38 protein-coding genes are annotated in these 23118 nt (G+C 68.9%); 35 read left to right on the top strand and 3 right to left on the bottom strand.

Annotated elements, in window-relative coordinates; translation table 11 throughout:
• Positions 1 to 41 precede the first annotated feature (41 nt).
• From ACZDYF_RS10240 to ACZDYF_RS10125, 24 genes are all read left to right on the top strand, one after another.
• Positions 42 to 269 carry a hypothetical protein gene (locus tag ACZDYF_RS10240; RefSeq protein ID WP_475056175.1) on the top strand — a complete coding sequence of 76 codons (228 nt, stop codon included), beginning with the start codon at positions 42 to 44 and terminating at the stop codon, positions 267 to 269.
• Entirely contained in the window at positions 266 to 1165 is a 900-nt protein-coding gene (locus ACZDYF_RS10235) for a lambda-exonuclease family protein (protein WP_475056173.1), read from the top strand. Before ACZDYF_RS10240 ends, ACZDYF_RS10235 begins: the two co-directional genes overlap by 4 nt.
• A 3-nt stretch (positions 1166 to 1168) precedes the next feature.
• Complete coding sequence (locus tag ACZDYF_RS10230) at positions 1169 to 2029, top strand: recombinase family protein (RefSeq protein ID WP_475056171.1); 861 nt, start codon at positions 1169 to 1171, stop codon at positions 2027 to 2029.
• Positions 2026 to 2337, top strand: coding sequence for a hypothetical protein (locus tag ACZDYF_RS10225; protein ID WP_475056168.1), 312 nt, complete (start codon positions 2026 to 2028; stop codon positions 2335 to 2337). The genes ACZDYF_RS10230 and ACZDYF_RS10225 overlap by 4 nt, the downstream gene beginning before the upstream one ends.
• Positions 2334 to 2996, top strand: coding sequence for a DUF2637 domain-containing protein (locus tag ACZDYF_RS10220; RefSeq protein WP_475056165.1), 663 nt, complete (start codon positions 2334 to 2336; stop codon positions 2994 to 2996). Before ACZDYF_RS10225 ends, ACZDYF_RS10220 begins: the two co-directional genes overlap by 4 nt.
• A complete protein-coding gene (locus ACZDYF_RS10215) occupies positions 2993 to 3325 on the top strand; it encodes a WhiB family transcriptional regulator (RefSeq protein WP_364075446.1) in 333 nt (110 codons plus the stop codon). Before ACZDYF_RS10220 ends, ACZDYF_RS10215 begins: the two co-directional genes overlap by 4 nt.
• Positions 3322 to 3552 carry a glutaredoxin family protein gene (locus ACZDYF_RS10210; RefSeq protein ID WP_364075449.1) on the top strand — a complete coding sequence of 77 codons (231 nt, stop codon included), beginning with the start codon at positions 3322 to 3324 and terminating at the stop codon, positions 3550 to 3552. The genes ACZDYF_RS10215 and ACZDYF_RS10210 overlap by 4 nt, the downstream gene beginning before the upstream one ends.
• 2 nt (positions 3553 to 3554) lie before the next feature.
• The gene (locus tag ACZDYF_RS10205; RefSeq protein ID WP_475056161.1) at positions 3555 to 4043 is read left to right on the top strand and encodes a single-stranded DNA-binding protein; all 489 of its coding nucleotides are present in this window, start codon (positions 3555 to 3557) and stop codon (positions 4041 to 4043) included.
• Between the two features lie 2 nt (positions 4044 to 4045).
• Entirely contained in the window at positions 4046 to 4450 is a 405-nt protein-coding gene (locus tag ACZDYF_RS10200) for a RusA family crossover junction endodeoxyribonuclease (protein WP_475056159.1), read from the top strand.
• A gap of 1 nt (position 4451) precedes the next feature.
• A complete protein-coding gene (locus tag ACZDYF_RS10195) occupies positions 4452 to 5426 on the top strand; it encodes a hypothetical protein (protein WP_475056157.1) in 975 nt (324 codons plus the stop codon).
• On the top strand, positions 5426 to 6598 hold the full coding sequence (locus ACZDYF_RS10190; protein WP_475056155.1) for an AAA family ATPase: 1173 nt from the start codon (positions 5426 to 5428) through the stop codon (positions 6596 to 6598). The genes ACZDYF_RS10195 and ACZDYF_RS10190 overlap by 1 nt, the downstream gene beginning before the upstream one ends.
• A gap of 178 nt (positions 6599 to 6776) precedes the next feature.
• On the top strand, positions 6777 to 6932 hold the full coding sequence (locus ACZDYF_RS10185; RefSeq protein WP_475056152.1) for a hypothetical protein: 156 nt from the start codon (positions 6777 to 6779) through the stop codon (positions 6930 to 6932).
• Positions 6933 to 7113: 181 nt separating this feature from the next.
• Positions 7114 to 7350, top strand: a complete 237-nt coding sequence (locus tag ACZDYF_RS10180) for a hypothetical protein (RefSeq protein WP_475056150.1) — start codon at positions 7114 to 7116, stop codon at positions 7348 to 7350.
• Positions 7347 to 7655 carry a hypothetical protein gene (locus tag ACZDYF_RS10175; protein ID WP_475056148.1) on the top strand — a complete coding sequence of 103 codons (309 nt, stop codon included), beginning with the start codon at positions 7347 to 7349 and terminating at the stop codon, positions 7653 to 7655. Before ACZDYF_RS10180 ends, ACZDYF_RS10175 begins: the two co-directional genes overlap by 4 nt.
• Positions 7652 to 8320, top strand: a complete 669-nt coding sequence (locus ACZDYF_RS10170; RefSeq protein WP_475056145.1) for a hypothetical protein — start codon at positions 7652 to 7654, stop codon at positions 8318 to 8320. The genes ACZDYF_RS10175 and ACZDYF_RS10170 overlap by 4 nt, the downstream gene beginning before the upstream one ends.
• The gene (locus tag ACZDYF_RS10165) at positions 8317 to 8559 is read left to right on the top strand and encodes a hypothetical protein (protein WP_475056143.1); all 243 of its coding nucleotides are present in this window, start codon (positions 8317 to 8319) and stop codon (positions 8557 to 8559) included. The genes ACZDYF_RS10170 and ACZDYF_RS10165 overlap by 4 nt, the downstream gene beginning before the upstream one ends.
• Before the next feature lie 154 nt (positions 8560 to 8713).
• Positions 8714 to 9355, top strand: coding sequence for a hypothetical protein (locus ACZDYF_RS10160; protein WP_475056141.1), 642 nt, complete (start codon positions 8714 to 8716; stop codon positions 9353 to 9355).
• Positions 9348 to 9602, top strand: coding sequence for a hypothetical protein (locus tag ACZDYF_RS10155; protein WP_475056139.1), 255 nt, complete (start codon positions 9348 to 9350; stop codon positions 9600 to 9602). The genes ACZDYF_RS10160 and ACZDYF_RS10155 overlap by 8 nt, the downstream gene beginning before the upstream one ends.
• Positions 9599 to 10147, top strand: a complete 549-nt coding sequence (locus tag ACZDYF_RS10150; RefSeq protein WP_475056137.1) for a DNA N-6-adenine-methyltransferase — start codon at positions 9599 to 9601, stop codon at positions 10145 to 10147. Before ACZDYF_RS10155 ends, ACZDYF_RS10150 begins: the two co-directional genes overlap by 4 nt.
• A complete protein-coding gene (locus ACZDYF_RS10145) occupies positions 10144 to 10473 on the top strand; it encodes a hypothetical protein (protein ID WP_475056135.1) in 330 nt (109 codons plus the stop codon). The genes ACZDYF_RS10150 and ACZDYF_RS10145 overlap by 4 nt, the downstream gene beginning before the upstream one ends.
• Positions 10466 to 10609 (top strand): hypothetical protein, encoded by a 144-nt coding sequence (locus tag ACZDYF_RS10140; protein WP_475056132.1) that lies wholly within the window; start codon positions 10466 to 10468, stop codon positions 10607 to 10609. Before ACZDYF_RS10145 ends, ACZDYF_RS10140 begins: the two co-directional genes overlap by 8 nt.
• A 211-nt stretch (positions 10610 to 10820) precedes the next feature.
• On the top strand, positions 10821 to 11126 hold the full coding sequence (locus tag ACZDYF_RS10135) for a hypothetical protein (RefSeq protein WP_475056130.1): 306 nt from the start codon (positions 10821 to 10823) through the stop codon (positions 11124 to 11126).
• 51 nt (positions 11127 to 11177) lie between these two features.
• Positions 11178 to 11846: a DUF4145 domain-containing protein gene (locus ACZDYF_RS10130; protein WP_475056127.1), complete on the top strand. Its 669-nt coding sequence runs from the start codon at positions 11178 to 11180 to the stop codon at positions 11844 to 11846.
• Between the two features lie 430 nt (positions 11847 to 12276).
• On the top strand, positions 12277 to 12471 hold the full coding sequence (locus tag ACZDYF_RS10125) for a hypothetical protein (protein ID WP_475056125.1): 195 nt from the start codon (positions 12277 to 12279) through the stop codon (positions 12469 to 12471).
• Positions 12472 to 12823: 352 nt separating this feature from the next.
• Here the strand turns inward: ACZDYF_RS10125 and ACZDYF_RS10120 are convergent, their stop codons facing one another.
• Positions 12824 to 13390: a hypothetical protein gene (locus ACZDYF_RS10120; protein ID WP_475056122.1), complete on the bottom strand. Its 567-nt coding sequence runs from the start codon at positions 13388 to 13390 to the stop codon at positions 12824 to 12826.
• Between the two features lie 89 nt (positions 13391 to 13479).
• On the opposite strand from ACZDYF_RS10120, the gene ACZDYF_RS10115 reads away from it, so the two are divergent.
• Positions 13480 to 14415, top strand: coding sequence for an SRA domain-containing endonuclease (locus ACZDYF_RS10115; RefSeq protein ID WP_475056120.1), 936 nt, complete (start codon positions 13480 to 13482; stop codon positions 14413 to 14415).
• A gap of 57 nt (positions 14416 to 14472) precedes the next feature.
• On the opposite strand, the gene ACZDYF_RS10110 is transcribed toward ACZDYF_RS10115, so the two are convergent.
• Entirely contained in the window at positions 14473 to 14652 is a 180-nt protein-coding gene (locus ACZDYF_RS10110) for a hypothetical protein (protein WP_475056118.1), read from the bottom strand.
• A 356-nt stretch (positions 14653 to 15008) separates the two neighbouring features.
• Between ACZDYF_RS10110 and ACZDYF_RS10105 the strand changes: the two genes are divergently transcribed.
• The 7 genes from ACZDYF_RS10105 (at position 15009) to ACZDYF_RS10075 (ending at position 18285) form a co-directional block, all read left to right on the top strand.
• Positions 15009 to 15824 carry a hypothetical protein gene (locus ACZDYF_RS10105; protein WP_475056116.1) on the top strand — a complete coding sequence of 272 codons (816 nt, stop codon included), beginning with the start codon at positions 15009 to 15011 and terminating at the stop codon, positions 15822 to 15824.
• A gap of 146 nt (positions 15825 to 15970) precedes the next feature.
• Positions 15971 to 16396, top strand: a complete 426-nt coding sequence (locus ACZDYF_RS10100) for a hypothetical protein (RefSeq protein WP_475056112.1) — start codon at positions 15971 to 15973, stop codon at positions 16394 to 16396.
• 111 nt (positions 16397 to 16507) lie between these two features.
• On the top strand, positions 16508 to 16744 hold the full coding sequence (locus ACZDYF_RS10095) for a hypothetical protein (protein WP_475056109.1): 237 nt from the start codon (positions 16508 to 16510) through the stop codon (positions 16742 to 16744).
• Positions 16741 to 16986: a hypothetical protein gene (locus ACZDYF_RS10090; RefSeq protein WP_475056106.1), complete on the top strand. Its 246-nt coding sequence runs from the start codon at positions 16741 to 16743 to the stop codon at positions 16984 to 16986. The genes ACZDYF_RS10095 and ACZDYF_RS10090 overlap by 4 nt, the downstream gene beginning before the upstream one ends.
• Positions 16983 to 17381, top strand: coding sequence for a DUF6221 family protein (locus ACZDYF_RS10085; RefSeq protein ID WP_475056103.1), 399 nt, complete (start codon positions 16983 to 16985; stop codon positions 17379 to 17381). Before ACZDYF_RS10090 ends, ACZDYF_RS10085 begins: the two co-directional genes overlap by 4 nt.
• Entirely contained in the window at positions 17378 to 18052 is a 675-nt protein-coding gene (locus tag ACZDYF_RS10080; protein ID WP_475056101.1) for a hypothetical protein, read from the top strand. Before ACZDYF_RS10085 ends, ACZDYF_RS10080 begins: the two co-directional genes overlap by 4 nt.
• Positions 18053 to 18090: 38 nt before the next feature.
• Entirely contained in the window at positions 18091 to 18285 is a 195-nt protein-coding gene (locus ACZDYF_RS10075; protein ID WP_475056097.1) for a hypothetical protein, read from the top strand.
• Positions 18286 to 18508: 223 nt separating this feature from the next.
• Here ACZDYF_RS10075 and ACZDYF_RS10070 read toward each other — a convergent pair whose 3' ends face one another.
• Positions 18509 to 18688, bottom strand: coding sequence for a hypothetical protein (locus ACZDYF_RS10070; RefSeq protein WP_475056093.1), 180 nt, complete (start codon positions 18686 to 18688; stop codon positions 18509 to 18511).
• A 41-nt stretch (positions 18689 to 18729) separates the two neighbouring features.
• Between ACZDYF_RS10070 and terL the strand changes: the two genes are divergently transcribed.
• The 3 genes from terL to ACZDYF_RS10055 are packed head-to-tail and all read left to right on the top strand — an operon-like array spanning position 18730 to position 22922.
• Positions 18730 to 20250, top strand: a complete 1521-nt coding sequence (gene terL / locus ACZDYF_RS10065; protein WP_475056091.1) for a phage terminase large subunit — start codon at positions 18730 to 18732, stop codon at positions 20248 to 20250.
• A gap of 18 nt (positions 20251 to 20268) precedes the next feature.
• Entirely contained in the window at positions 20269 to 21861 is a 1593-nt protein-coding gene (locus ACZDYF_RS10060) for a hypothetical protein (RefSeq protein WP_475056089.1), read from the top strand.
• A complete protein-coding gene (locus ACZDYF_RS10055) occupies positions 21861 to 22922 on the top strand; it encodes a phage minor head protein (RefSeq protein WP_475056087.1) in 1062 nt (353 codons plus the stop codon). Before ACZDYF_RS10060 ends, ACZDYF_RS10055 begins: the two co-directional genes overlap by 1 nt.
• Positions 22923 to 23118 lie beyond the last annotated feature (196 nt).

The raw sequence follows: 23118 nt of genomic DNA, 5'->3' as shown, positions 1-23118 counted from the left end.
CTGCTCCACCGACTCGCACGAACCGCACGGAGGCACCACCCATGACCACCACCAAGACCCAGTGGGCCGTCTGCTACTGCAGGGACGGACTCCACGCCACGCCCGACCACGAGTCGTGGCAGGACTCGCCCAACGAGCCCCACCGGACGCTGACCTTCTACGAGCCCCTCGCGCACATGCTGACGCAGGAGCTCACGTCGACCGTGACCGTCGCCGAGTACGGGCCCGCGACCTCGCAGGCCCTCGCCCTCGCTGGCGGTGCAGGATGACCGCCACCGAAGACCGCGTCCTGGTCCCCGGTTCTCCCGAGCACCTCAGCCTCGTCACCGCATCCAAGGTCGCGGCGATCATGGGCCACTCGCCCTGGGCGTCACCCCTGTCCGTATGGCAGCAGATGAAGGGCGTCGACCCGGGTGCAGCGCAGACCCGGGAGCAGTCCCGCGGCCACTACCTCGAGCCCGCCGTCATGGCGTGGTGGCAGGACCAGCACCCCGAGTACACGCACGTCGCCGAGCAGACCGTCCTGTCCCGCGGCGAGCTCCCCTGGGCTGCCGCCACCCCGGACGGCATCGCCACCGGTGACGGCGTGCCCATCGTCGGCGTCGAAGCGAAGACCGCAGCCGACACCCGCGATGCCTGGGGCAAGCCCGGCACCGACGAGATCCCTCTCTACTACGCCATCCAGGCCATGTGGCAGATGCACCTCGGCGGACACCAACTCACCTACTTCCCCGTGCTCGGCGAGTACCTCACGTTCTCCGAGTACGTCATCGAGTACGACCCCCTTGTCGGGGCCGAGCTCGAGCGGCAGGCGTTCGAGTTCTGGGAGTCGCTCCTGTACGACGACGCCCCGCCGCTCGACGACCACCCGGCCACTCTCGAGTCGCTGCGCCGCGTGTACTCCGACATCGACAAGGCGACCGACGTCTACATCGGGACCGACCTGGCCCGCCGCTACGTCGCCGCGGTCGAGGCGGAGAAGGCCGGCAAGGCGGCGCTGACGGCCGCGAAGTCGGAGATGTCGAAGGCCATGACGAACGCCCGCCGCGCTCTGGTCGTGGTCGGTGAGGACGCGCTCCTCGTCGCCACCCGTCAGGCCGCAGCCAACGGCGCCCCGTACGTGAAGGCCGCCCCGAAGCTCCCCACCATCCCCTCGGAGGACTGACCCGTGACTGACCTGACCGTGCACCAGCCCGGCGCCCCCGCGGCGCTCAACGACAAGATCCGCTACGCCCAGGCACTCTCGGGGTCGAACCTGCTCCCGAAGCAGTACCGGGACCAGCCCGCGAACCTGCTGTTCGCGCTCGAGTACGCCGACGCCCTGGGGGTCGCGCCGATCAACGCGATCACGTCGATCCACGTGATCGAGGGCAAGCCGTCGGCGTCGGCCGACCTGATCGCGTCGCTCGTTCGCCGCGCCGGGCACCGCCTGCGCGTCTCGGGCGATGACACGTTCGCCGAGGCGACGATCCTGCGCGCGGACGACCCGGACTACCCGTTCACGGTCCGGTGGGACATGGCGAAGGCGCGCCAGGCCGGGCTGACGGGGAAGGGCGTGTGGAAGGCGTACCCGTCCGCGATGCTCCGCTCGCGCGCCATCACCGAGGTCGCACGCATGGCCGCACCCGACGCCCTGTTCGGGGTGATCTACACGCCCGAGGAGCTCGGCGCGGAGGTGGACGCGGCCGGGGACGTCGTCCAGTCGATGTCCACGCCTGGACGTCAGGTGTCCGCACCGGTGGCGGACCGATCCGGTATGGCTCGGCTCCGCGCTGCCGTGCACGTCGAGGAACCCGCGGCACCCGTCGCGCCGGACGCCCCCGTGGACGTCGTGGACGCCGAGGTCATGGCGAGCCCCGAGCAGCGAAACGCCGTGATCGTGGCCCTCGCCGCGGACGGCGTCCCGGAGGACCCCGCGTCCATCCTCGCGGCCCTGTCCGAGCGGGTGGGGCGCGAGATCTCCCACACGCGCGACCTGACGGCGGACGAGGCAGAGCAGATCCTCCTCACCCTCGGCGGTGCCGCATGAGCGCCCAGTTCTGGATCGGGCTCGCCGTCATCCCCGTCGGCGCGCTCGCCTACCTCGGCCTGGCCTGGGTGATCGCCAACGGATGGGAGCTGTGGGAGAAGACGCTGCGTCGCCTTCGCCCGTTCCACCTGCCCAATGAGCGAAACGCTCACCTCGGGGCCTACGTCGCCGAGTGGCCTGGGAAGGTCCGCCAGCTCACGCTTCCCGGCGCCTGGGTGATCGTCATGACCGAACGCCCCACAGGCGGCGAAGCGTTCCACCAGCGAGTCAAGGCAACCCGCGCACGCATTCGGGGGGTTCAGGGGTGACCATCTCTCACCGCCCGGCCCGCATCAACCCCGACACCCGACACGCACTCACCATCGCCATGCTCGGGACGCTCGGCATCGTGTCCATCAGCTTCACCCTGTCCTTCGCCGGGCTGTCCGCGATCGCACCCTGGGCAGCCGTCCCGGACAGCCTCGCGTGGCTCGTCCCGCTGTTCGTCGACGGCGCGATCCTCGTCTACACCTACTCCGCGTTCGCAGCGAGGGCCCGCGGCGAATCCACCGTCCGCCCGTGGACGTGGGTCGTCCTCTGGACAGTGGTGTCCAGTGCGACCAACGCCGCGCACGCATGGTCGTTCGGACCCCAGGGATGGGAGGGCATCGTCGGCGCGATCTTCGCCGGCCTGTTCCCCATCGGATCCCTCCTCGGGACGCACGAGATCGCCGACCGCATGATCGCCCGTCCTGACCGGGACGCCCTGGACACCCCTGTCCCGGCCCCCGTCCAAGTCACCGGACACGCCGTCCGCGCCGAGCTCGTCCCGACGGCGTCCGCGATCGCCACCGTCCTTGACCGGGACACGGAGATCCTCCGCCTGTCCCGCGACGAAGGCCTGTCCGTCCGCGCCATCGCCGCCCACCTCGGCATCGGCAAGACCACCGTCCACAACGTCCTCACCGCACACGGGGAGCCCGCATGACCAGCAACACCCCACCACCACGACCGACCCACCCGTTCTTCGAGGCCCTCAACTACAGACCTGAGCCGTGGGAGGACCTGGCACTCTGCCGGCGCTTCCCGAACGAGTCCGACGCCTGGACCGTCGGCAAGGCCGGCGGCGACGACGCCGTCGAGATCTGCAAGACCCAGTGCCCCGTCCGACAGGCCTGCCTCGACTCTGCGATCCGTCAGGAGGGCACGGAGAACCTGGCCCGGATCGCCACCATCCGCGGCGGGCTCCGCCCCGAGGAACGCGCCAACCTCGCCCGCGCTGCCCGCGCAGCAGCAGCGCAGGAGGCGGCGGCATGAGCGTCACCGTCTACACCCAGCCCGCCTGCCAGCCCTGCCTGGCCACCAAGCGGCTCCTCACCAAGCGCGGCGTCGAGTTCACCGAGATCGACGTCACCCAAGACGCCGAAGCGCGCGAACTCGTCCGCAGCCTCGGGTACCTCGAGGCCCCCGTCGTCATCGCCGGCGACACCCACTGGTCCGGGTACCGCCCCGACCAGATCCACGCACTCACCAAGGAGAACTGACCATGGCCGGAGACACCCAGATCACAATCGTCGGCAACCTCACGGGCGACCCGGAGCTCCGCTTCACGCCAGCCGGGGCCGCCGTCGCAAACTTCACGATCGCGTCCACGCCTCGCACGTTCGACCGCCAGGCTAACGAGTGGAAGGACGGCGACACCCTGTTCATGCGCTGCTCCATCTGGCGCGAGGCAGCGGAGAACGTCGCCGAGTCCCTCACGAAGGGCATGCGCGTCATCGCCCAGGGCAACCTCGTCCAGCGGTCCTACGAGACACGCGAGGGCGAGAAGCGCACCGTCGTCGAGCTCCAGGTCGAGGAGGTCGGGCCGTCGCTCAAGTACGCCACGGCGAAGGTCACCCGCGCTCAGCGCACCAGTGGTGGGGTGACCCGGCACGCCGCGGGTTCCGTGCCGGGCGCCTCCGGCGAGGACCCGTGGGCCACGACCCCCGCCCCGGCCGGCACGGGCCGCTTCACCGACGAGCCGCCCTTGTAGCCATGTCCCCACAGTCGCGCGTGGTGTCGGTCGTCCTGCCGGCCGACACCACGCTCAACTCCAACCGCAGAGCAGACTCCGCGCCCTACCGACGCGCTCCACGCACCGACGCGATCCGTAGCGCCTTCCGCCACGCCGCCCACGGCGTCGCGCCCCTCACCACCCCCGTCCACGTCGGACTCCAACTCGAGTTCGGCCGCAACGCCCGCCGCGACGCCCCCAACTGGTGGCCCACCGCCAAGGCCGCGATCGACGGCCTCGTAGACGCCGGCCTCATCACCGACGACTCCGACAAGCACGTCACTCGCACCGTCTTCCCCGCCCACACCACAGACCCCGCACTCCGCGCCGACCGCACCACCGGTGCGCGAGTGCGCCTCACCATCACGATCACGGAGGACCACTGACATGGGCCGCGACTTCGCTCCCGTCAACATCTCCATCTGGCAGGACGACGACTTCCGCGCGCTCCCGCCCGCTGCGCAGCACCTGTTCTTCGTCCTCTGGACCCACCCTTCGCTGTCTTACGCGGGGGTGGTCGACTGGCGGCCCGGTCGCATCTCGGCCATGGCCGGGGCGTGGAGCGTCGAGGACGTGCAGGCGGCAGCGGACTGCCTCGAAGCGCGCCTGTTCATCGTCATCGACCCCGTCACCGAGGAGTGCCTGATCCGGTCATGGGCCCGCTGGGACGGCCTCCTCAAGCAGCCCCGGATGGCGGTGTCGTTCGCGAACGCGTGCGCCGACGTCGCGTCGATGGCGCTCCGCGGCGTCCTCGTGCACCAGACGCAGAAGCTCCACCAGATCGAGCCTGCTCTCGCTGGGTGGGCCAAGCCGCAGGTGCAGACGATCCTCGCGAAGACCGGCCTCGACCCTCGCGCCAGGGCCTTGCCGAAGGACCCGTTTGGGGATGGGTTTACCCCTGACTTTCCCCCTGGGTTTGGGCCTGGTTTGGGGGAAACGGTGGGCAGCGTTTCGGGGTCGGTTGAGGGGTCGGTTTCGGTACCCCCTACTCCTGCTCCTGCTCCTGCTCCTTTACTCCTGTCTGGTCACGTTGCCGACGACGCACCTTCCACAGCTCCCGCTGACGCGGTCGCCAAGCCGAAGAAGTCGACGAAGGACGGCACTCGGATCCCGGAGCCGTTCGTCGTCACTCCGGCAATGGTCGAGTGGGCCCGCACTGAGACCCCGGGGCTCAACCACAAGGCCACCACAGACCGGTTCGTCGACTACTGGCGCGCGGCACCCGGCGCCAAGGGCGTGAAGCTCGACTGGGTCGCGGTCTGGCGCAACTGGCTCCGCAAGGAGCACACCGACACCCTCGCCCCAGCCCGACCAAGTGACGGGCCCAAGCCCGTCGTCTACGACCAGTGGCGGCACCGCTGATGCGCGGCGACACCATCCACGACGCCGAGAAGGCCGTCGTCGGAGCCGCGCTCATCAACCCCGACACCATCCGATTCACCGCCGAGCACGTCCAGCCCACCGACTTCGAGAACGTCCTCCTCGGGAAGGTCTACGGCCTCATCGTCGGCATGCGGTCCGCAGGCCTGCCCGTCGACCCGATCGCTGTCGACAAGGCAGCCCGGGAGCAGAAGATCCCCGGCGTCAACGGCGCCTCCCTCCACGAGCTGATGTCGACCACGCCGACCGCCGCGAACGCGGGCTACTACGCCCGCATCGTCTACGAAGGTGCGATCCGGCGCCGACTGCAAGCGTTCGGGCAGCGGGCCATGCAGCTATCCGGGGCCGCCGTCGACCTGAACGAGGTCATGTCCGCGGCCCGCGACGAGTGGGACGCCGTCCGCGGCTCGATCAGCAGTGAGCTCGTCGCGAAGCCCCTCGGGGAGATCCTTGACGGATCCGACGAGTACGACTGGCTCATCCCCGGACTACTCGAGCGCCAGGACCGCCTCATCCTCACCGGTGGCGAAGGCGCCGGGAAGTCGACCCTCGTCCGGCAGATCGCGATCATGTCCGCCGCCGGCATCCATCCGACAACGTTCAACCGCATCCCCCCGATCCGGGTCCTCGTGGTCGACGCCGAGAACAGCGAGAAGCAGTGGCGCCGCAACGCCCGCCCACTCACGGCGAAGGCCCGCGAGAACGGCAGCGCTGACCCCTCCGAGACCTTGCACGTGGCGTGCATCCGCCGCGTCGACATCACCACCGAGAAGGACCTCGGATCCATCCACCGCCTCGTCGACGAACACCAACCAGACCTGCTCGTCATCGGCCCGCTCTACCGCCTCATCCCCCGCGCCATCAACTCCGATGACGACGCCGCACCGATGCTCGCCGCACTCGACACGCTCCGAGCACGCGGTCTCGCGCTCGTCATGGAAGCTCACGCCGGCCACGCCACCACCCGCGGCGGCGACCGCGACCTGCGGCCCCGCGGGTCATCGGCCCTCATGGGCTGGCCGGAGTTCGGCATGGGCATTGCCCTCGACCAGACCGAGAACGACCTCGCTCACCTCGTTCGCTGGCGAGGCGATCGCGACGAACGGGACTGGCCGAACGACCTACGCCGCGGCGGCTACTGGCCCTGGATGTAGCCACGGCACGCGCGACGGGGGCAGGAGCGGACGAACAGGCCCGCCCGGCACTCCGGACCATCCCGGCCGCGAACTCGTCTCAGAACAGCGCGGAACTCGTCTGACTCACCTCTTGCTTAGTTCCACTTTTACCCGCTAGAGTTCCAATGTCATCCACCACAGACAAGGACCTCTCCCCATGGACCAGCCCACGATCCGGCCACTGCGCGAAGCGCACCCCGGCCTGACCGACGTCATCGCAGACGCCGACGGCCACACCAAGGACGGCGCCCACCCGCTCCGCACCCTCTTCCAGATCACGCCCGACGGCCGCCTCGTCTGGGCCGACCGATGAAGGGCCGTCACGCCGCGCCGGCCAACGTCCAGCTCGAGACCCGCGCCTACACCGCCGCCGTCACCGGCGACCTTGGCCCCCTCCGCGGGAAGCGGCACAAGACCGGCGCGAGCCATGTCATCCGCGCCCTCCGCAACGCCTGGAACCAGTCCACCGAACGCACCCACACCGGAGCCCCAGCATGAGCCCCGCACCGATCGTCCAGTCCGTGTCGACCGAGTGGGTCGAGGCCCTGCCCGTCGGCACCCCGCTCCACTGCACCGCTGCACACGGCCGCACCGTCCTCGCTATCAAGGTCGGCAACGCCCAGACCCACGGCCGCGACGTCTGGCAGACCACCGACGGCGCCACCGTCACCGCGTTCGCCATCAGCATCGCCAACCCGCGCCGACTCGAGATCATGACGGCCGCAGCATGAACGGCGTCCGGAAGATCGAGCGCCTCGACCCCGAAGGCCAGCTCTTCGTGAGCCTGACCGAGGCAGTCGACCTGGACGACCTCTTCCTGGACCTGCTGCACCAGGGGGAAGGGCAGATGTTCGTCGAATACGACATCGACTTCCCGAGCGCGCTCTACGCGCCCGGGTGGTCGACCGGTGAGGTCGACGTCGGCCGCTACCGCACCGTCCCGTGCTTCTGCGGCGAGGGCCACACCTTCGACGTCGTCCCGGTCGAGGACGAGGACACAAAGCGCGGCTCCTTCCTCGGGGTGATGGCCCGATGAGCGACCACATCAGCCGATCGTTCGACAGCCACCCGCTCGAGGACGCCTGCCCCTGCCCCCAAGAACCGTGCGGGCTCATCGACGGCAGCCGCATCGACCCCGCCTGCGCCCAGCACTCCCTCGCCGCGGGCAAGACCATCCGCCAGTCCCACACCGCCGAGAGGTGCCCCATGACCGCCCCGACCACGCGTCGCACGAAGCGCCGCTACGCCCACGAGCTGTACCCACACCCCGACGAAGGGCAGGTGCGCCCACTCGCGGTCGAAGTCCCGTACCTCTACTCGCGCTTCGTCGGCCTCGACGTGTCCGGCACCGAGTGGTCGCGGGCAGAGCCGAAGGACATGGGCGACCGCATCATGAACCTCGTCGAGGCGGCGCGCGCCGCGCTCCTCGCGGACGCGCTGCAGCAGGGCATGACCGGTGACGAGGCTTGGCTCTGGGCGAACGAGCGTGCCCAGGACGGCATGGAGTGCGCCTGGGAGAGGGCCCACGACCACGGCGTGCCGGTCGACCGGATCAAGCCCTACCCGTGCGGCCCGGCTCCCACGCAGCACGACCACTACAGCGAGCGTGACCAGCGCGGCAGCCGCCGACTCACCTACGCACCTGGCGCAGAGGACGACTGCACCGACTGCACCGAACCGATCCTCGAGGAGACCCCGTGACCGCCCCGACCTCACCGAAGCCCCTGACACCGGCCGACCTCACGGTATCCAAGGATCCGGCCACAACCTTGGACAACGGAGCGGCCAACGCAGGGTTGCGCACCGCCCTCGCCACGGCAATCGACCGTGCCGACCCTCCTGGCGGCTTGCGCGCCGGGACGCCATCCGTCTCGGTAGCCGTCCTGCGTGCCCTGCTCGCCGCTCACCCAGCGCCCGACGACACCCCCGAGGAGTCCTGATGTTGAAGAAGTGGTCCGAGGACCAGATCGCATGTTTCGTCGCCGAGAGTCGTGCGGCGTATGGGGACGAGCACACGCACGCTTTCGAGTGCAGCACCTGGCGAGGGCGCAACTACATGGGCGGTTGCGACTGCCACCTTTCGGAGGAGTCCTGATGACCAACGACGATGACCTGCGCACCGCCCTCACCAAGCTGCGAGACATGTACCTCGCCGACTCCGACGACCAGAGCCCGGCGGCTGTCGCTGCCAACCTCGATGCCCTGCTCGCCGCTCACCCGGCACCAGAGGCGGACGAGGAGCGCGTTGAGCGTGCCGTGCAGCGTTGGGCGCACGAGATGGGGCTGCTGCCGGACGAGATCGACGGAACGCACTACCAAGCGATGGCCGCTGCCCTGTCAGAAGCCGCCCACCCCGCCCCGGTGTCCGGCCCCCGGCGCGAGGACGTGGCGCGGTGCATGTACGCGCTGAACGCCCGGCGCTACGGCTGGTCCAACCCGCTCGACTGGGCGGAGGTGCACGAGTCTCGCCGCGAGGAGTACCTGGGCTACGCGGACGTTGCCCTGGCCGTGCTCCCTGCCCCGCCCGTGGTGGACGAGGCGGCGCGCGTGCTGGGGCAGGCCGCTGACGACATGGAAGCGGTGATCGCACTCGGTGACGCTGCGGAGAGCACGGCTGTCCCGGCCGGCACGACGGGCGTCGGTTCCGCAATCGGGGCGCGCGATGCCCTGTACGAGGACCCCGTCACATGGCTGCGCGACCGCGCCGCCCGCCTGAGAGGAGCAACCCGTGGCTGACGAGTACACGCCCACGACCGACGAGGTGCGCGAGGTCGTCATGGGCGCCGCCGACCGGTGGACCATGACCCACCGCGAGCGGGGTGAGGCGCTGGACCGGTTCCTGGCCGCCCATGAGGTGGAGGTTCGGGAGCGCATCGCCCAGGACATCGAGGACCTCCCGAGCCGGTCGGTGACCGGGGTCCCCCACTACGCGGCCTACATCCGCGAGCACGCCGCCCGGATCGCGAGAGGAGCAACCCGATGACCGCCGCAAGTCGGTTCAGCAACGCTCTTCGGTACCGCGATGACTACCACCCGAACCAGACGCAGCTCACCCCGCCCTACGCGCTAGAGCCGATCCGTGCCGCTCTCGGCGGCCACATCGGACTCGACCCCTGCACCGAGCCCGACAACCCCACCAGGGCGCGAGAGTTCTACAGCCTGCCCGTCGACGGGGCGGAACTGCCCTGGGATGCGGACTCCATCTTCGTGAACCCGCCCTACTCCCGAGCAAAGGAGCGGTGGGTCCGCAGGTGCATCGAAGCAGGAGCGGGGGGCGCTCGTGTGGCACTTCTGATCCCAGCCCACCCGGACACCCGCATCTTTCAGGAGGCTCTCGCGATCGCGCACTCGGTGACGTGGGTCAAGGGGCGGCTGAAGTTCGGCATCCCGCGAGACAACGGCCGTCAGCAGGCCGCCTCGCATCCAAGCGCGATCCTCGGCTGGGGGCTTGACCTCGCCCCGCTTCACGTCCTGGGGCACACCGTCCCACTCGGAAACGACCGCGTCGACGAGAGGGAAGCGTCATGACCGCCCCTGACTACGTGGCCCAGGTCGCCGGGCTGCTGGGCGTGCACAAGGCGCGGGGCTTCTCGCACACCGACGAGTGCGCCTGCGGATGGGCCATCCCGGACGCGAACGGGTGGCCGAACCACGTTGCGCACCGTACGCATCAGGCGGAGGCGCTGGCTGCTGCGGGCCTGATCCCCACGCACACCGAATGGGGCGTCAGGGTTGCACGTCGAGTGGTCGAGTACGGCCCGAACGACGCAGACGCCGCTGCCTACGCGGCCAGCACCGGGTGGACCCTCGCCTCCCGCACTGTGACCGACTGGAAGGACGCATCCGATGAGTGACCTGAGCGCACACTGCCCGACATGCGGCGACATCGAAGAGCTCGCCCTGCTGTTCGCCCCGACCTGCTTCACCATCTCGTCCGAGTACCTGGACATCGACTGCGACACCTGCGAAGAGAACGGGGCTCCCGCATGACTGACGCACGCGCCTGGCTTGACCAGGTGGACGCACGCGACGACCCGGCCCTCGTCGCGGCGTATGCGACCGCCGCACTCCGCGCAGTACTAGACCTGCACCAAGAGGACCTGTACCGAGGGCACCCGCACCTCAGCAACGGGTGCAAGACCTGCGGCGGCGACTACCCCTGTCCGACCGTGAAGGCTGTCACGACCGCACTGGAGGACGCATGAGCACCGACGACCTGGTTCGACGCGCGAGGGAGGTCGCCTCCTGGGCGCCGACAGCGTCCGCACCGGCCCTCCTCATCGAGCTGGCCGACGAGGTAGACCGACTACGGGCCGAGAACGAGCGCCGCAAGCGGACGTCCGCCATGCACATCGAGATCATCGACGGACTACGAGCCGAGCGTGATGCGGCGCGGGCAGCACTCGAACGCGTACGGGCCGTCGCCGACGCCGCCGAGGCGCTCTCATCACCAGGGCGACCTTACTGGACCAGCCACATCCGCACCGCCCTCGAAGGGGAGTCATGACCCGCATCGAAACCGTGGACCAGCTCGACGCTCATGGTGTTAGATCAACTGGTGTCCAACGCCGAACAGATCGCCCGCAATGCGGTAGGCACGTGCCCGCACTGCAACCGAGATGCACACTTCAAGACCGAATTTGGTCACGCGCTCAATGGGGGCCTCTTTCTCCACGGCGCAGCCTGCCAGGGATGCGGCAGGGTTTCACTCGTGATCAAGGAAGACTTGTTCGACGAAACGCTCTACGAGATCATCTTGCCCAGCGAGCAGCCACGAGAACTGTCGGAATACGTGGCGCCTGAAGTGCGGTCGCTCTACCACGAAGCCAGCATCGCCGAGGCCGCCGGAGCCCTTCGTGCTGCTGGCGTCATGTACCGCGCGGCCGTGGAGGCCATCGTTAAGGAGCAGAAGACGTCGGGGAAGAACCTGTTCGAGCGCATCGACGACCTCAAGGTCGAGGCAGGCCTGAAGACAGACCTCCACGAAGCCAGGATGCTCGGCAACACGAGCATCCACGACGGCCTGCTCTACGACAGAGACGAGATCGAAGACGTCGCCAGCCTCATCGAGGAAGCGTGCGAGATCATCTACGTCCAGCCCCAGCAACGCGCGACGATGCGTGAACGCCGCAAAGCAAGACAGCTCGCTGCGAAGGCGCAGAAGACCGCAGCCACCAAGCCCTCCGCAAGTGACCCAACGCCCGGGCCGACCACCATCACACTCTAGTTTGGGAGCCCACTCGTGCCCGACGCCACCCCGACCGTTCCGGACCTGCCCGCGCTCGTAGCCTCGCCTCCCCCCGCGGGGCACCGACTGTTCGGAGCGATCGACCTGTCCGCTACATCGCCGGCAGGCGCCGCCCATGCCGTTGCAGCATTGCGGGAAGCGGTCGAGGCGAGTGGCCAACCCGCCTATGTCACCGTTGCACTTCCCCAGCTTCGGCAGCGGCGCGGGTTTGTGTTCGTCGGGGAGTGGGTCTCCTTGGATGACAGACCCGAAGGGACGATGCTCCACGTCGCGCCAGCTGACGGGAAGGCGAGCCGACTTCTGCCGGTTTCGACGATCTCCGGTCTCGCGGTGTATACCCCGGAGGTCACAGGCGCCGAGTGATGCGCCGCTACCCCGCACCACATCACCCCGCGAGGAGGCGACACCGATGGCCAAGGGCGACAAGCGCAGCAAGCAGAAGACCGGCCAGGCGACAGGCGGCATCGAGAAGTCGCCGTCGCGACGGCGACGAGAGGCAGACCAACGCCGGCGCGAGGAAGAGTCATGGGCGGCGCGCTCGGGCCCGGTTGTTGACGGCCGACTCGACGACGACGAGATCGCCGCTCTCTCCCCGGAGAGCTGACGACATGGCGGGGAGTCGCGCGTGCGAGACCTGTTCCGGAATCGGTCGTCTCACCGAGCGCAGGTGTCCGGTCTGCCTAGGGACGGGCAAGGTTCCCACGGGCGGGCGCCCCGGACGGAAGGCCCAGGCTCGCGCACAAGCACATGCCAGAGCTGCCGCCCGGTCTGCCAACGACGCCGCATACAGGGCCTCGCTCGGCGTCGCGCCAGACTCTGACCTGCCGAAGGCCGTGGGACAGACGGAGGGGCACGGGGGTCCGCAGAAGATCCGCCGCCGCCGCTGACTGGTCAAGGTTGAGCCCGCAACCTTGACCAACGGGAACGCAAGACCAGGTTGCTGAGACCGAGGCTTGCTAAGTGAACCCGCCGTTAGTCCTTCCTTCCTCTGACTCGGCCCACTCGCTGAGGTCGCGACACGGGTAGAAGCGCCAAGGGTTGTTCAGCCACGCGTTGCAGACAGCCACGTCGCTGGTACTCGCCTGCAGCAACGGCATGACACGGTCAAGCGCCTCCTTGTACGTCTCCACACTTGTGGGCCTCACGGGGATCGTCCGCGCGATCGCTTTCATGACTTCGTTGAAAGCCTCAGCGCGAGAGGTTACAGATCGTCGTAGACCGTCGCGTGCCGGTGCGACGAATCGAGCCGGAACTCCTACTACGCGACGCCCTGCCAAGGCTCGAACGCGCAGGTGCCACGACGAGACAGGGGTTGCAAACTGGGCCATCCGCGCAGGGTCCCACTCCTCGGCCACCATCTTGACCACTTCGAAGGACAGCTCAAGCTGTGCGTCGGCAAGCGCGGTCACTGCATCGTCGAGTTGGCGGCGTCGGTGCTGGCGAGACTCCCACCATGCCGTGAATGCGAACGTGACTGCCGCGGCGACGAGGCCAGCGATCCATCCCTGCGTTGCGTTGTCCACGCGGGGATATTCCCACAACGCTCTGGACTGACGTCCCGGCGGCCACAGATGCCGGCACCGTTGCGACGTGACCCGCTACGCTCCGGGGCATGAGCGTCGAGTGGGACATCCCGGTAGGCACCACCACCACCCGCAAGGCAGTCGCGAGCAGGTTCGGTGGGGCACTCTACGGAGGCATCGAACCCTCCAACACCACCCCGAACATCATGATCTTCACCGACCCCGAAGTCGGCGAACGCAACGGGTACAGCTTCGACGGATGGGACCCCACCGACTCCGACGTCTTCTACTTCACCGGCGACGGCCGCCACGGCGACCAGAAGCTCTGGAAGCGCAACCTCTCGATCTTCAACCACGTCGCACGTGGCAAGGTTCTCCGCCTCTTCCAGGCACCACCCGGACAGCGCGCCGGCACGAAGCAGCAGACGTACCTCGGGCCGTTCCGTGTTGACCCGGCGGAGCCATATCGGCGGGAAGACGCACCAGGAGCGGACGGCATCCTCCGCTCCGTGATCGTCTTCCGACTCCTCGCTGACGGCGAGACGACCCGCGGCACAGGAACAACAGCCCCTGCCCCAGCGGATCGCCCAACGGTTCAACGAGCTCCCCTCGAGCCGAACAACGCCCCCGAGGTCGAGCGCGCAGGCGCCGGCACGGTCGTCGCGGTTCGCCGCGAGTGGGACCTCGTCAACAGGTTCGTGACCGGCCTACTCGCAGACGGTCACGATGTCGAACGCCTCGAGGTCCGCCCACCCGGCCACGCCGGCTCGCTCTGGACCGACCCTTTCGACTTCACCACCAACACCCTGTACGAGGCGAAGGGCGCCACGACCCGCGACACCGTACGAACGGCGATCGGTCAGCTGCTCGACTACCGGCGCTTCATCGAGCCGGCACCCGTCTGCGCGGTCCTGCTGCCGGTCCGCCCACCACAAGACCTCGTCGACCTCATCCACTCCTGCGGGTTCACCCTCGTCTACGAGGACGGCAAGACGTTCACTACTGAGACGCCGTCGCCTTCCTGATTGCCCCCCCGGCCTGAGACCAGACCGCAACCTCGTCTAGCCTCAGGCCTCGTTGTGCTACTTCGAGAGTTCCTTGAGACCTGTAGCGAGAAGGTTGATTGCCCGCGCCAGCTCTTCGAAGGCGAGGTCACGTTCTGTGGCCTGTCCAGCGTTGCGCAGGTGGTACATGCGGTCCTGTGCGTTGATGGAGGCAACCTGGGCGTTTGCGAATGCGCGTTGCGCTTCTAGTTGAGACATGGCGCCGACCATAGCGGGAGCCGTCTACGGAATGCGGCGTGTCGGGCCGTTCTTCACCCGGTGACACCAGAAGACCCCCGGCTCGTCTTCGAGTCGGGGGTCTTCGTGTTGTTGGTGGCATGGCCGTCCTTCCGGTCTGCAGGTCCGGTTGGTGCGGTGCTGGGGCGGGGTTGGTGGGCCGCGGGTGCTGGTCATCGGGGGCCTTTCGTCAGGGCTGGGGTGGTGGGGGGCGCGCGTTCATGCTGGTCAACGTCACCGTGTCCGGTTTGCGTTCATGGTTGGAACTATACGCGGTCTAGTTCCACTGTCAACCGGCAACAGTTCCATGAACCACTCGCTACACCTACGCTAGTTCCATGACCAACCAGGACTGCGCACTCGACTGCGGCCGCGTAGTCCCAGACACCGCCTACGTCTGCCCACCCTGCGGCGCAGCCGCAACCCGCCTCCTCCAGTCCGTCCAAGACGAGCTCATCGAAGGCCCACCACGCCGCGTCATCCCCGGCCTCGCCACCGACCTCGAAACCGCCATCACCCGTGAAACCAACTTCGGCACCAGCGGCGCGTCCGGCGAGACCCCGGTCCTGTTCAACACCAGCGCGTCCGAAGCCCGCACCGTCCTGCTCTCCGCCCTCGCCACGTGGACTGCGCTCATCGCCGAGCAACGCGGCCTCCCCCACCCCGCCTACCTCCTCCGCGACCTCGCCGCCTTCCTTGAGCAGCAGGTCACCTGGCTCCGAGCCCAGGCCGCCGGCGCGGAAGCCCTCGACGAGATCACCGCGGCGCTCCGCAACGCGACCCGCGTCATCGACCGCCCTGCCGACCGGAAGTACGCCGGGCCCTGCACCACCCCCGACTGCACCGGCGAGTTCATCGCCTACGACCAGGCCCGCCTCGCCCGCTGCCGCGACTGCACCGCCACCGTCGAACTCACCACCCGCCAGGAGCAACTCCTCGAGCAGGCGAACGACATGCTCCTCACCGCCCCCCAGCTCGAGAAGGCCCTCGGTGGCCTCGGGACGGAGGTCCGGGCCAAGCGCATCCACGAGTGGTGCGCGCGAGACCGCCTCACGAACAGGGGCACACCCGACCGGCCCATGTACCGGGTCGGGGACGTCCGCCACCTCGCCGCGTTGGCAGCGGCACGCAAGGGAAGGAGGGTTGCCGAGTGAGCGCCGGCCTGCTGCGCCGAGCCACCACCAATGTCCGCGAGATCGCATAGGCGGGGCCCAAGCACAGACCCTCGGCTGGGCGGGGCGCCTGAGTACATCTACCGATAGACGTATCCAATTTCAGCGCAGACAACTACGCTCTCCGCATGACGCAGTTCTTTGTTCCCAACCTTGTTGAGGGCGCCGACCCTGAGGACTTCTATCAGAAGCTCGCCACCGCGGCGGGTGCGCCCGCGGCACCTCCCGATATGCGGATCCAATCTGTCGCCTGGACCTCCCGAACTGAATTGTGGACCGCTACGGTTGGAGAGCGGCTCAGGGGCGTCGGCCGGCAGACCGTAGGCACTGGCCCGAATCGTCGCGAGGTGGAGAGGCCTCTTACGGACCCAACAACCGTGGTCGCGATCTACCCAGGCTCACCAGTCAAAGTGGTTACCGACCGGATCTTCACCAACGGGCCATCCGCCTGGGAGCCTGTGATCCTCACAACCAGCCCTGCCAAGATCGTCTACTTCGATCCCCCAGCATCGGAAACCTCGACAGACACAGATGGGGCTCGCGAAGATGATTGAGGAGAAGTACACGGAAGTCCTACTGGTTGCGGTCTGATCTAGGTCCAGACCGGGTTTACTTCCGTTCTTCACCTGTTCCGCGATGGAACTCACCTCGGTAAACTATGGAACATGGCAGAACTCGACGACCTCCGCAAGGCAGCAGCCGCCCACCGCGACACCATCACCGCCGAAGCCGAAGCACGCGCCGCGCGAGACGCTGCGATCCTTACCGCCCACGGAGCTAATTACCCCTCCGACCAGATCATCGACGCGTCCGGCCTGTCCGGCGCCGGGTACTGGAAGGTCCTCGAACGCCACGGCGCCCCCAAGCGACCAAAGCACCGCCCAACCGAGGACACCCAGTGAGCCTGACCGTCGGCGACCTGACCCCGCAGCACATCGGCCACACCGTCACCATCGACGGGCCCGGTGCACGCGTCACGGGCCAGCTTCGGAACCTCCGCGTCGAGACCGACTGGATCACTGAGATGCACCTCGGGTCCGACGAGTCAGAGCAGGTCCCCGGAGGACAGACCATGACGCTCGCCGTCGGCACCTGGACCACCGAGAACCTGCCGCTCACGACACCCGTGGAGGTCGCACCGTGACGCTCACCGAGTTCCTCCTCGCCCGCATCGCCGAAGACGAAGCCGTGGCGCGCGATGCGCTCGCGCCGCTGGGGGACGGCCCCCACCGGGTCTTCTACTCCACGATCGGCCCACACGGTGACGACTGGGGGCTCTACACCTTCCACGTGCCGCCCGATCGCGTCCTGGCGGAGTGCGAGGCGAAGCGGCACATCGTCGAGCGCTGCCGCCCGCTCGTGGCAGTCGTCTGGCGGGAATCTGACCGGCTTCTCGCCAGCGCGTTCGACGAGACGCACATGCCGACCGTCGCGCACTCGACCCCGATCTGGCCGAACGAGCACGCCGAGGCGACACTGCGCGACCTCGCGCTCCCGTACAGCGACCACCCGGACTACGACGAGGCATGGCGGCCGTGACTCAACCCACCTGCGAGAAGTGCGGCCACCCCCACCCCGGCTGCACCGGCCACACCAAGAACGGCCCCCGCGCCGGACTCCCCTGCGCACGCCCCTGCCTGCCCGGCGAGACCTGCAACAGCCACGGCGGCGCCGCACCCCAAGTCCGCGCCGCGCGCCTTCGTCGCGCCCAGGAAGCGGAAGCCGCACGCCAGGTCGCGACCCTCGGCCTCGCCGTCGACATCACCCCCACCGACGCCCTGCTGCAGGAAGTCCAGTGGACCGCGGGGCACGTCCAGTGGCTCCGCACCAAGGTCCAGGAGCTCGACGAGCAAGCCCTGGTCTGGGGCACGACGACGGAGTCTGAGAAGGACTCCGACAAGAACGGCCGCGAGACCTCGTCCACGGTGTCAGCGAAGCCCAGCGTCTGGTACTCGCTCTACCAAGCCGAGCGCGCCCACCTCGTCGCCGTCTGCACGGCGGCGCTCAAGGCCGGCGTCGAGGAGCGCAAGGTCCGCCTCGCCGAACAGCAAGGCGACCTCGTCGTCGCCGTCATCCGCCGCATCCTCGACGGCCTCCACGCCGCACTCCTCGCTGCCGGGCTCACCGCGGACCAGCTCACCGACGCGTGGCAGACCGCTGTCGCCGACGTCGTCCCACGAGAACTCCGCGCCATCGCCAACGGCGCGTGACCGTCCCGCATGTCGGTGGTTCGCGCCATACTCGCCGCATGACCGCACCGAGTGAACTCAAGCCCGTCGGATACCAGCTCTGGTTCGCGCTCGGCGCGCTCATCCTCGGCATCCTGCTCGCCGTCGCCCAGGTCCCCGTGGTCCCGTTCCTACTCCTGGTGCTCGCGCTGGTCTGGGGCGTCATCGGCATCACGCGGATGGTGAAGATCCACCGGTACGTCACCCGACGCTGACCGGAATCCGCAGGGGTTACGTGCCCGATCTTGCGGTGATACGTTCATGTCGAATCGAAGGACGTGTCACAAGAGCCCGGTGAGCCGCACAGGCCCCGGGCTCTTCGCGTGCCCGGTTCAGCGCGGAAATCGCACACCACACACTCCCTGACGGAGTCGCCGGAACCCCGCGAACAACGGTCGAGACCAGCGCGGTGAGCGACCCGACCCGTCAGGGCCCAAGTCACTTCGAACGGCGAAGCACGATCATGTCCTTCGACTTGTCTCCCCATTCGAGAAGACCCTTCCGCGACTGGGACACCACCTCCCACCCTTCCCCCACAAGCGCGGCAAGTTGCTTGGCGCCACGCTTGCTCTGCGTGTCGATCTTGACGGTCTTCGTCTCGAACTTCGCGTCAGCCATCCCCGAAGGCTAGCGACGGCGTCGACCCCAGGGAGGGTGAAATGTCGCTCGCCTTCCTCGAGCACGCCGCACGCGCCTTCGAGCCCAAGGCAGACCCCTACCCCACCCCCGGGGCGCTCGCCCAGGCCGTCACCCCCGGCACGATCCAGACCCCCGCACTCGACGTCATCGACCAAGCCCTGATCGACGTCGAGGCAGGCCGCTGCGACCGCCTCGTGATCTCGATGCCGCCCCAGGAGGGCAAGAGCACCCGCGTCACGAAGACCGGGCCGCTGTGGTTCCTCCTGCGAAACCCCGAACGCCGCATCGTCGTCGCCTCCTACGCCGAGTCCCTCGCGCAGGAGTTCGGGCGCGACATCCGCACGTTCATCGCCTCCAACCAGGGCCAGGACGGCACGCTCGACCTCGGGCTACGCATCGCACCCGACAACGGCGCCGTCACGGCCTGGAAGCTCGACGGGCACCTCGGCGGAGTCCGCTCCGTCGGCATCGCCGGTGGCCTCACCGGGCGCCCCGCGGACGTCATGTTCATCGACGACCCGATCTCCAACATGGAGCAAGCCGAGTCCGAGACGTACCGCGAACGCGCGTGGTCGTTCTGGACGTCCGTCGCCCGCACTCGCCTCGCCCCCGGTGCGCCGGTCATCGTCATCCTCACCCGGTGGCACCACGACGACCTCGCCGGGCGCCTGCTGCGCTCCGAAGAGGGCCACCGGTGGCGGGTCATCAACATCCCCGCGCAGGCCGACCACCACCCCGAGAAGGGCGAGGTTGACCCGCTCGGACGCGAGCCTGGCGAGTGGATGGACTCCGCCCGACGGAACGAGAAGACCGGCGAGCAGCGATCCGCCGCCGAGTGGGAGTCCACCCGGCGTGAGGTCGGACCCCGCGTCTGGAACGCCCTCTACCAGGGCCGCCCCTCCCCCGACACCGGCGGCCTGTTCCCCGCCACGTGGAAGCGGTACGACCAGCCCATGTGGGTCGAACGCGCCGACGGGTCCCGGTGGATCCCCGGGCACGACTTCGAGCTCGCCCAGTCCTGGGACATGACGTTCAAGGACACCAAGGCCAGCGACTACGTCGTCGGGCAGGTGTGGCTCCGCATAGGCGTCGACCTCTACCTCCTCGACCAGGTCCGTGCCCGCATGAACTTCAACGCGACCTGCGAAGCCGTCAAGCGCCTCTCCGCACGCTGGCCCCAAGCCGTCCAGAAGTTCGTCGAGGACAAGGCCAACGGGCCCGCAGTCATCAACGCCCTGTCCCGCACGATCCCCGGGTTCATCCCGATCGAGCCCGAGGGGTCGAAGTTCGCGCGTGCGTCCGCGGTGAGCCCGCTCGCGCACTCGGGGAACCTCATCCTCCCGACCGCAGAGCTCCTCCCGAACGTGGAAGAGCTCGTCGACGAGTGCAAGACGTTCCCCGCCGGCTCCCACGACGACACGGTCGACACGATGTCGCAGGCCGCGAACCGCATGCTCCTCAACCCGCTCCTCGACGAGGACACGTTCGACTCCGACGACTTCGTCGACGACAACCCGCACGCCTACCTCGGCGGCTACTGACCCCTGGAAGGCGGTGACGTGTTGCGCATCCGCCAGATCTTCGGCATCCAGGAGTCCCCCGTCGTGACCGCCGCGCTCGAGCGTGCGCGCATCGCCGAGCAGAACGTCGAGCTCGCCGTCGAGTCCATGGCGGACCTCGAGCGCGCGCTGGACGACCGCGGCTGGGACGTCCTCAACGCCACTGGCGAGCGCGAGTTCTCCCGTGAGGGCCTGCGTCGCAACGCGCAGACCGCCCGGGTCATGGCCGTTGCGAACCCCCTCATCAAGCGTGGCCTGTCCATCCGTCAGGCGTACGTGTGGGGGCAGGGCGTCCAGATCCAGGCCCGCGCCACCGGCGAGAACGGCGAGCAGGACGTGAACGCCGTCGTGCAGGCCTTCCTCGACGACCAGGGCAACCGTGCCGCCTTCACCGGCGACCAGGCCCAGGAAGAGCTCGAGCGTGCGCTCGGCACCGACGGGAACGTGTTCCTCGCCTGCTTCACGTCCCCGCTCACGGGGTTCGTGCAGGTCCGGTCCCTGCCGTTCGACGAGATCACGGACGTCATCACCAACCCGGACGACCTCGACGACCCCTGGTTCTACAAGCGCGTGTGGACGCAGACCCGCATCGGGAACGACGGCCGCACCACGACCGAGAACCTCACGGCGTTCTACCCCGCCCTAACGTTCCGTCCCGCGACCCGCCCCCGCACGATCGATGGGCACCCAGTCCACTGGGACTCCCCGGTGCACCACACCAGCGTGAACCGCCTCGACGGGTGGAAGTTCGGCATCGGCGATGCCTACGCCGCGATCACCTGGGCCCGCGCCTACAAGGACTTCCTCGCTGACTGGGCCACGCTCATCAAGGCGCTGTCGCAGTTCGCGTTCCGTCTCACGTCGAAGGGCTCGAAGGCGCAGAAGGCGCGCGCCGCGGTCGCGCGCCGCCCCGGCGGGTCCAGCATCCCCGGCAACGAGAACAGCGTCGGCGCGACCGCGGTCATGAGCCCGGACACCACGCTCGAGGCGATCCCGAAGACCGGCGCCACGATCGACTCCGAGTCCGGGCGCCCGCTCGCCGCGATGATCGCAGCCGCTCTCGGTGTGCCCGTCACGACGCTCCTCGCCGACCCGGGCCAGACCGGGGCCCGCGCGGTCGCCGAGACCCTGAACCTCCCGACCCGCCTCGAGATGACGCAGCGCCGCTCCCTGTGGGCCGAGACCGTCCGGTCGATCGCGCAGTACGTCATCCTCCAGGCGACCAAGGCGCCCCGCGGCCCCCTGCGCGGCACAATCACCCGCGACTCGTTCACTGGCCGCGAGGTCCTCGTCCTCGCCGGCAACACCGACACCACCATCGAGATCGACTGGCCCGCAATCGACGAGGTCCCGCTCAACGTCATCATCGAGGCCATCTCGAAGGCCGACGCGACCAAGACCCTGCCGCCAGTGCAGATCGCGAAGCTGCTCCTCGCCGCGCTCGGCGTGAAGGACGCCGACGAGATCATCGACGACCTCACGGACGACCAGGGGAACTGGCTCGACCCCTACAAGACGGTCGGGCAAGCCGTCGGAGACGCAGCCACCGCGGCGTTCCGGCGAGGTGTCGATCCGTCCGAGGCGGTGCGCTGATGGCCGTGAACCGGGAGACGCAACGCCTTCTGCGGTCCATGCGCGTGGCCCTGGGCAAGACGGTCGACGCCGCGACGAATGACCTCGTGAAGGCGTGGGTGTACGCGTGGGACACCCTCTCCCACGACTGGGAGCTCGCCCTGACGGACCTGATCGCGCAGGCGCAGGACGGCGCCTGGCCCACACGGGCGACGATCTACCGTGCGGAGCGGGTCCTGCGGGCCCTCGACGCCACGCAGGACGCGCTCGAGCGGCTCGCTCGCGAGGCCGGGGTCCGGATCGTCGAGGACCTGGCTGCGATCGCGGCCGAGTCCGCGGAGTGGCAGGCGCGCCTGACCGCGTCGCAGATGCCCGCCCAGGCCGGCACGCAGGCTGTCCTCAGCGCCCAGTTCAACCGGGTCGAGGCCTCCGCGCTGGAGGCGATCGTGGCGCGCACGACGGAGCAGATCACCTCCACGCTCCTGCCGCTGTCCGCGGAAGCCGCCGCGTCGCTGAACGCGGCCCTGCTCCGCGGGGTCGCGCTCGGCGAGAACCCGAAGGCTGCGGCGCGGGCCATGCTCAAGCGCATCGAGTCGACCTTCAACGGTGGCTTCACGCGCGCCATGAACGTGGCCCGGACCGAGATGCTCGACGCTCACCGCGGCGCCGCCTACGCGCAGGACCAGGCCAACGCTGACGTCCTCGCGGCGTGGGAGTGGCATGCGGCCCTCGACCGGCGCACGTGCCCGTCCTGCCTGGCGCAGCACGGCCGCCAACACCCGATCGACGAACCGGGGCCCTACGACCACCAGCAGGGCCGGTGCGCCCGCGTCCCGGTCACGAAGTCGTGGGCCGACCTCGGGTTCACCGGGATCAAGGAGCCGAAGTCGCTCACCCAGGACGCCCGCGCGTGGTTCGACGCCCTGCCCGAGAAGGACCAGCTGCAGATCATGGGCCCCGCCCGACTCGACCTGCTCAAGTCCGGCGACATCGGCTGGGAGGACTTGTCACAGCGCCGCACCGCGACCGGGTGGCGCGACTCCTACACCGTCACCCCGGTGTCAGCCCTGGCGTCGTCCTGAACCGGTCCTCTGGACCTTCGAGCGCAGTCGACCCGCACCGGGAGCACTCGTGCTCCAGATGCGCACCATCACGTCCCAGCACCGCGCCCGTGAACACCCACACGTGTTCGACGCAGTCGACCTTGTCGGCTTCGCTCACCGCCCCATCATCCACCGGAGGTACCAGTGACGGTAACCCTGGCCGAATCTGGCCTCG

The sequence above is a fragment of the Oerskovia sp. PE-21s genome (genome assembly GCF_056158145.1).
The sequence above is the reverse complement of the archived record's forward strand: the minus strand, read 5'-3'. Positions and strand labels throughout refer to the sequence as shown.

Bases quoted from the DNA above. Each gene is read 5' to 3' on its own strand.
- ACZDYF_RS10240 (WP_475056175.1), top strand. From the start codon at position 42: ATGACCACCACCAAGACCCAGTGGGCCGTCTGCTACTGCAGGGACGGA.
- ACZDYF_RS10235 (WP_475056173.1), top strand. From the start codon at position 266: ATGACCGCCACCGAAGACCGCGTCCTGGTCCCCGGTTCTCCCGAGCAC.
- ACZDYF_RS10225 (WP_475056168.1), top strand. From the start codon at position 2,026: ATGAGCGCCCAGTTCTGGATCGGGCTCGCCGTCATCCCCGTCGGCGCG.
- ACZDYF_RS10215 (WP_364075446.1), top strand. From the start codon at position 2,993: ATGACCAGCAACACCCCACCACCACGACCGACCCACCCGTTCTTCGAG.
- ACZDYF_RS10210 (WP_364075449.1), top strand. From the start codon at position 3,322: ATGAGCGTCACCGTCTACACCCAGCCCGCCTGCCAGCCCTGCCTGGCC.
- ACZDYF_RS10205 (WP_475056161.1), top strand. From the start codon at position 3,555: ATGGCCGGAGACACCCAGATCACAATCGTCGGCAACCTCACGGGCGAC.
- ACZDYF_RS10200 (WP_475056159.1), top strand. From the start codon at position 4,046: ATGTCCCCACAGTCGCGCGTGGTGTCGGTCGTCCTGCCGGCCGACACC.
- ACZDYF_RS10195 (WP_475056157.1), top strand. From the start codon at position 4,452: ATGGGCCGCGACTTCGCTCCCGTCAACATCTCCATCTGGCAGGACGAC.
- ACZDYF_RS10190 (WP_475056155.1), top strand. From the start codon at position 5,426: ATGCGCGGCGACACCATCCACGACGCCGAGAAGGCCGTCGTCGGAGCC.
- ACZDYF_RS10185 (WP_475056152.1), top strand. From the start codon at position 6,777: ATGGACCAGCCCACGATCCGGCCACTGCGCGAAGCGCACCCCGGCCTG.
- ACZDYF_RS10180 (WP_475056150.1), top strand. From the start codon at position 7,114: ATGAGCCCCGCACCGATCGTCCAGTCCGTGTCGACCGAGTGGGTCGAG.
- ACZDYF_RS10175 (WP_475056148.1), top strand. From the start codon at position 7,347: ATGAACGGCGTCCGGAAGATCGAGCGCCTCGACCCCGAAGGCCAGCTC.
- ACZDYF_RS10170 (WP_475056145.1), top strand. From the start codon at position 7,652: ATGAGCGACCACATCAGCCGATCGTTCGACAGCCACCCGCTCGAGGAC.
- ACZDYF_RS10160 (WP_475056141.1), top strand. From the start codon at position 8,714: ATGACCAACGACGATGACCTGCGCACCGCCCTCACCAAGCTGCGAGAC.
- ACZDYF_RS10150 (WP_475056137.1), top strand. From the start codon at position 9,599: ATGACCGCCGCAAGTCGGTTCAGCAACGCTCTTCGGTACCGCGATGAC.
- ACZDYF_RS10145 (WP_475056135.1), top strand. From the start codon at position 10,144: ATGACCGCCCCTGACTACGTGGCCCAGGTCGCCGGGCTGCTGGGCGTG.
- ACZDYF_RS10140 (WP_475056132.1), top strand. From the start codon at position 10,466: ATGAGTGACCTGAGCGCACACTGCCCGACATGCGGCGACATCGAAGAG.
- ACZDYF_RS10135 (WP_475056130.1), top strand. From the start codon at position 10,821: ATGAGCACCGACGACCTGGTTCGACGCGCGAGGGAGGTCGCCTCCTGG.
- ACZDYF_RS10125 (WP_475056125.1), top strand. From the start codon at position 12,277: ATGGCCAAGGGCGACAAGCGCAGCAAGCAGAAGACCGGCCAGGCGACA.
- ACZDYF_RS10115 (WP_475056120.1), top strand. From the start codon at position 13,480: ATGAGCGTCGAGTGGGACATCCCGGTAGGCACCACCACCACCCGCAAG.
- ACZDYF_RS10110 (WP_475056118.1), bottom strand. From the start codon at position 14,652: ATGTCTCAACTAGAAGCGCAACGCGCATTCGCAAACGCCCAGGTTGCC.
- ACZDYF_RS10105 (WP_475056116.1), top strand. From the start codon at position 15,009: ATGACCAACCAGGACTGCGCACTCGACTGCGGCCGCGTAGTCCCAGAC.
- ACZDYF_RS10100 (WP_475056112.1), top strand. From the start codon at position 15,971: ATGACGCAGTTCTTTGTTCCCAACCTTGTTGAGGGCGCCGACCCTGAG.
- ACZDYF_RS10095 (WP_475056109.1), top strand. From the start codon at position 16,508: ATGGCAGAACTCGACGACCTCCGCAAGGCAGCAGCCGCCCACCGCGAC.
- ACZDYF_RS10075 (WP_475056097.1), top strand. From the start codon at position 18,091: ATGACCGCACCGAGTGAACTCAAGCCCGTCGGATACCAGCTCTGGTTC.
- ACZDYF_RS10070 (WP_475056093.1), bottom strand. From the start codon at position 18,688: ATGGCTGACGCGAAGTTCGAGACGAAGACCGTCAAGATCGACACGCAG.
- terL (WP_475056091.1), top strand. From the start codon at position 18,730: ATGTCGCTCGCCTTCCTCGAGCACGCCGCACGCGCCTTCGAGCCCAAG.
- ACZDYF_RS10055 (WP_475056087.1), top strand. From the start codon at position 21,861: ATGGCCGTGAACCGGGAGACGCAACGCCTTCTGCGGTCCATGCGCGTG.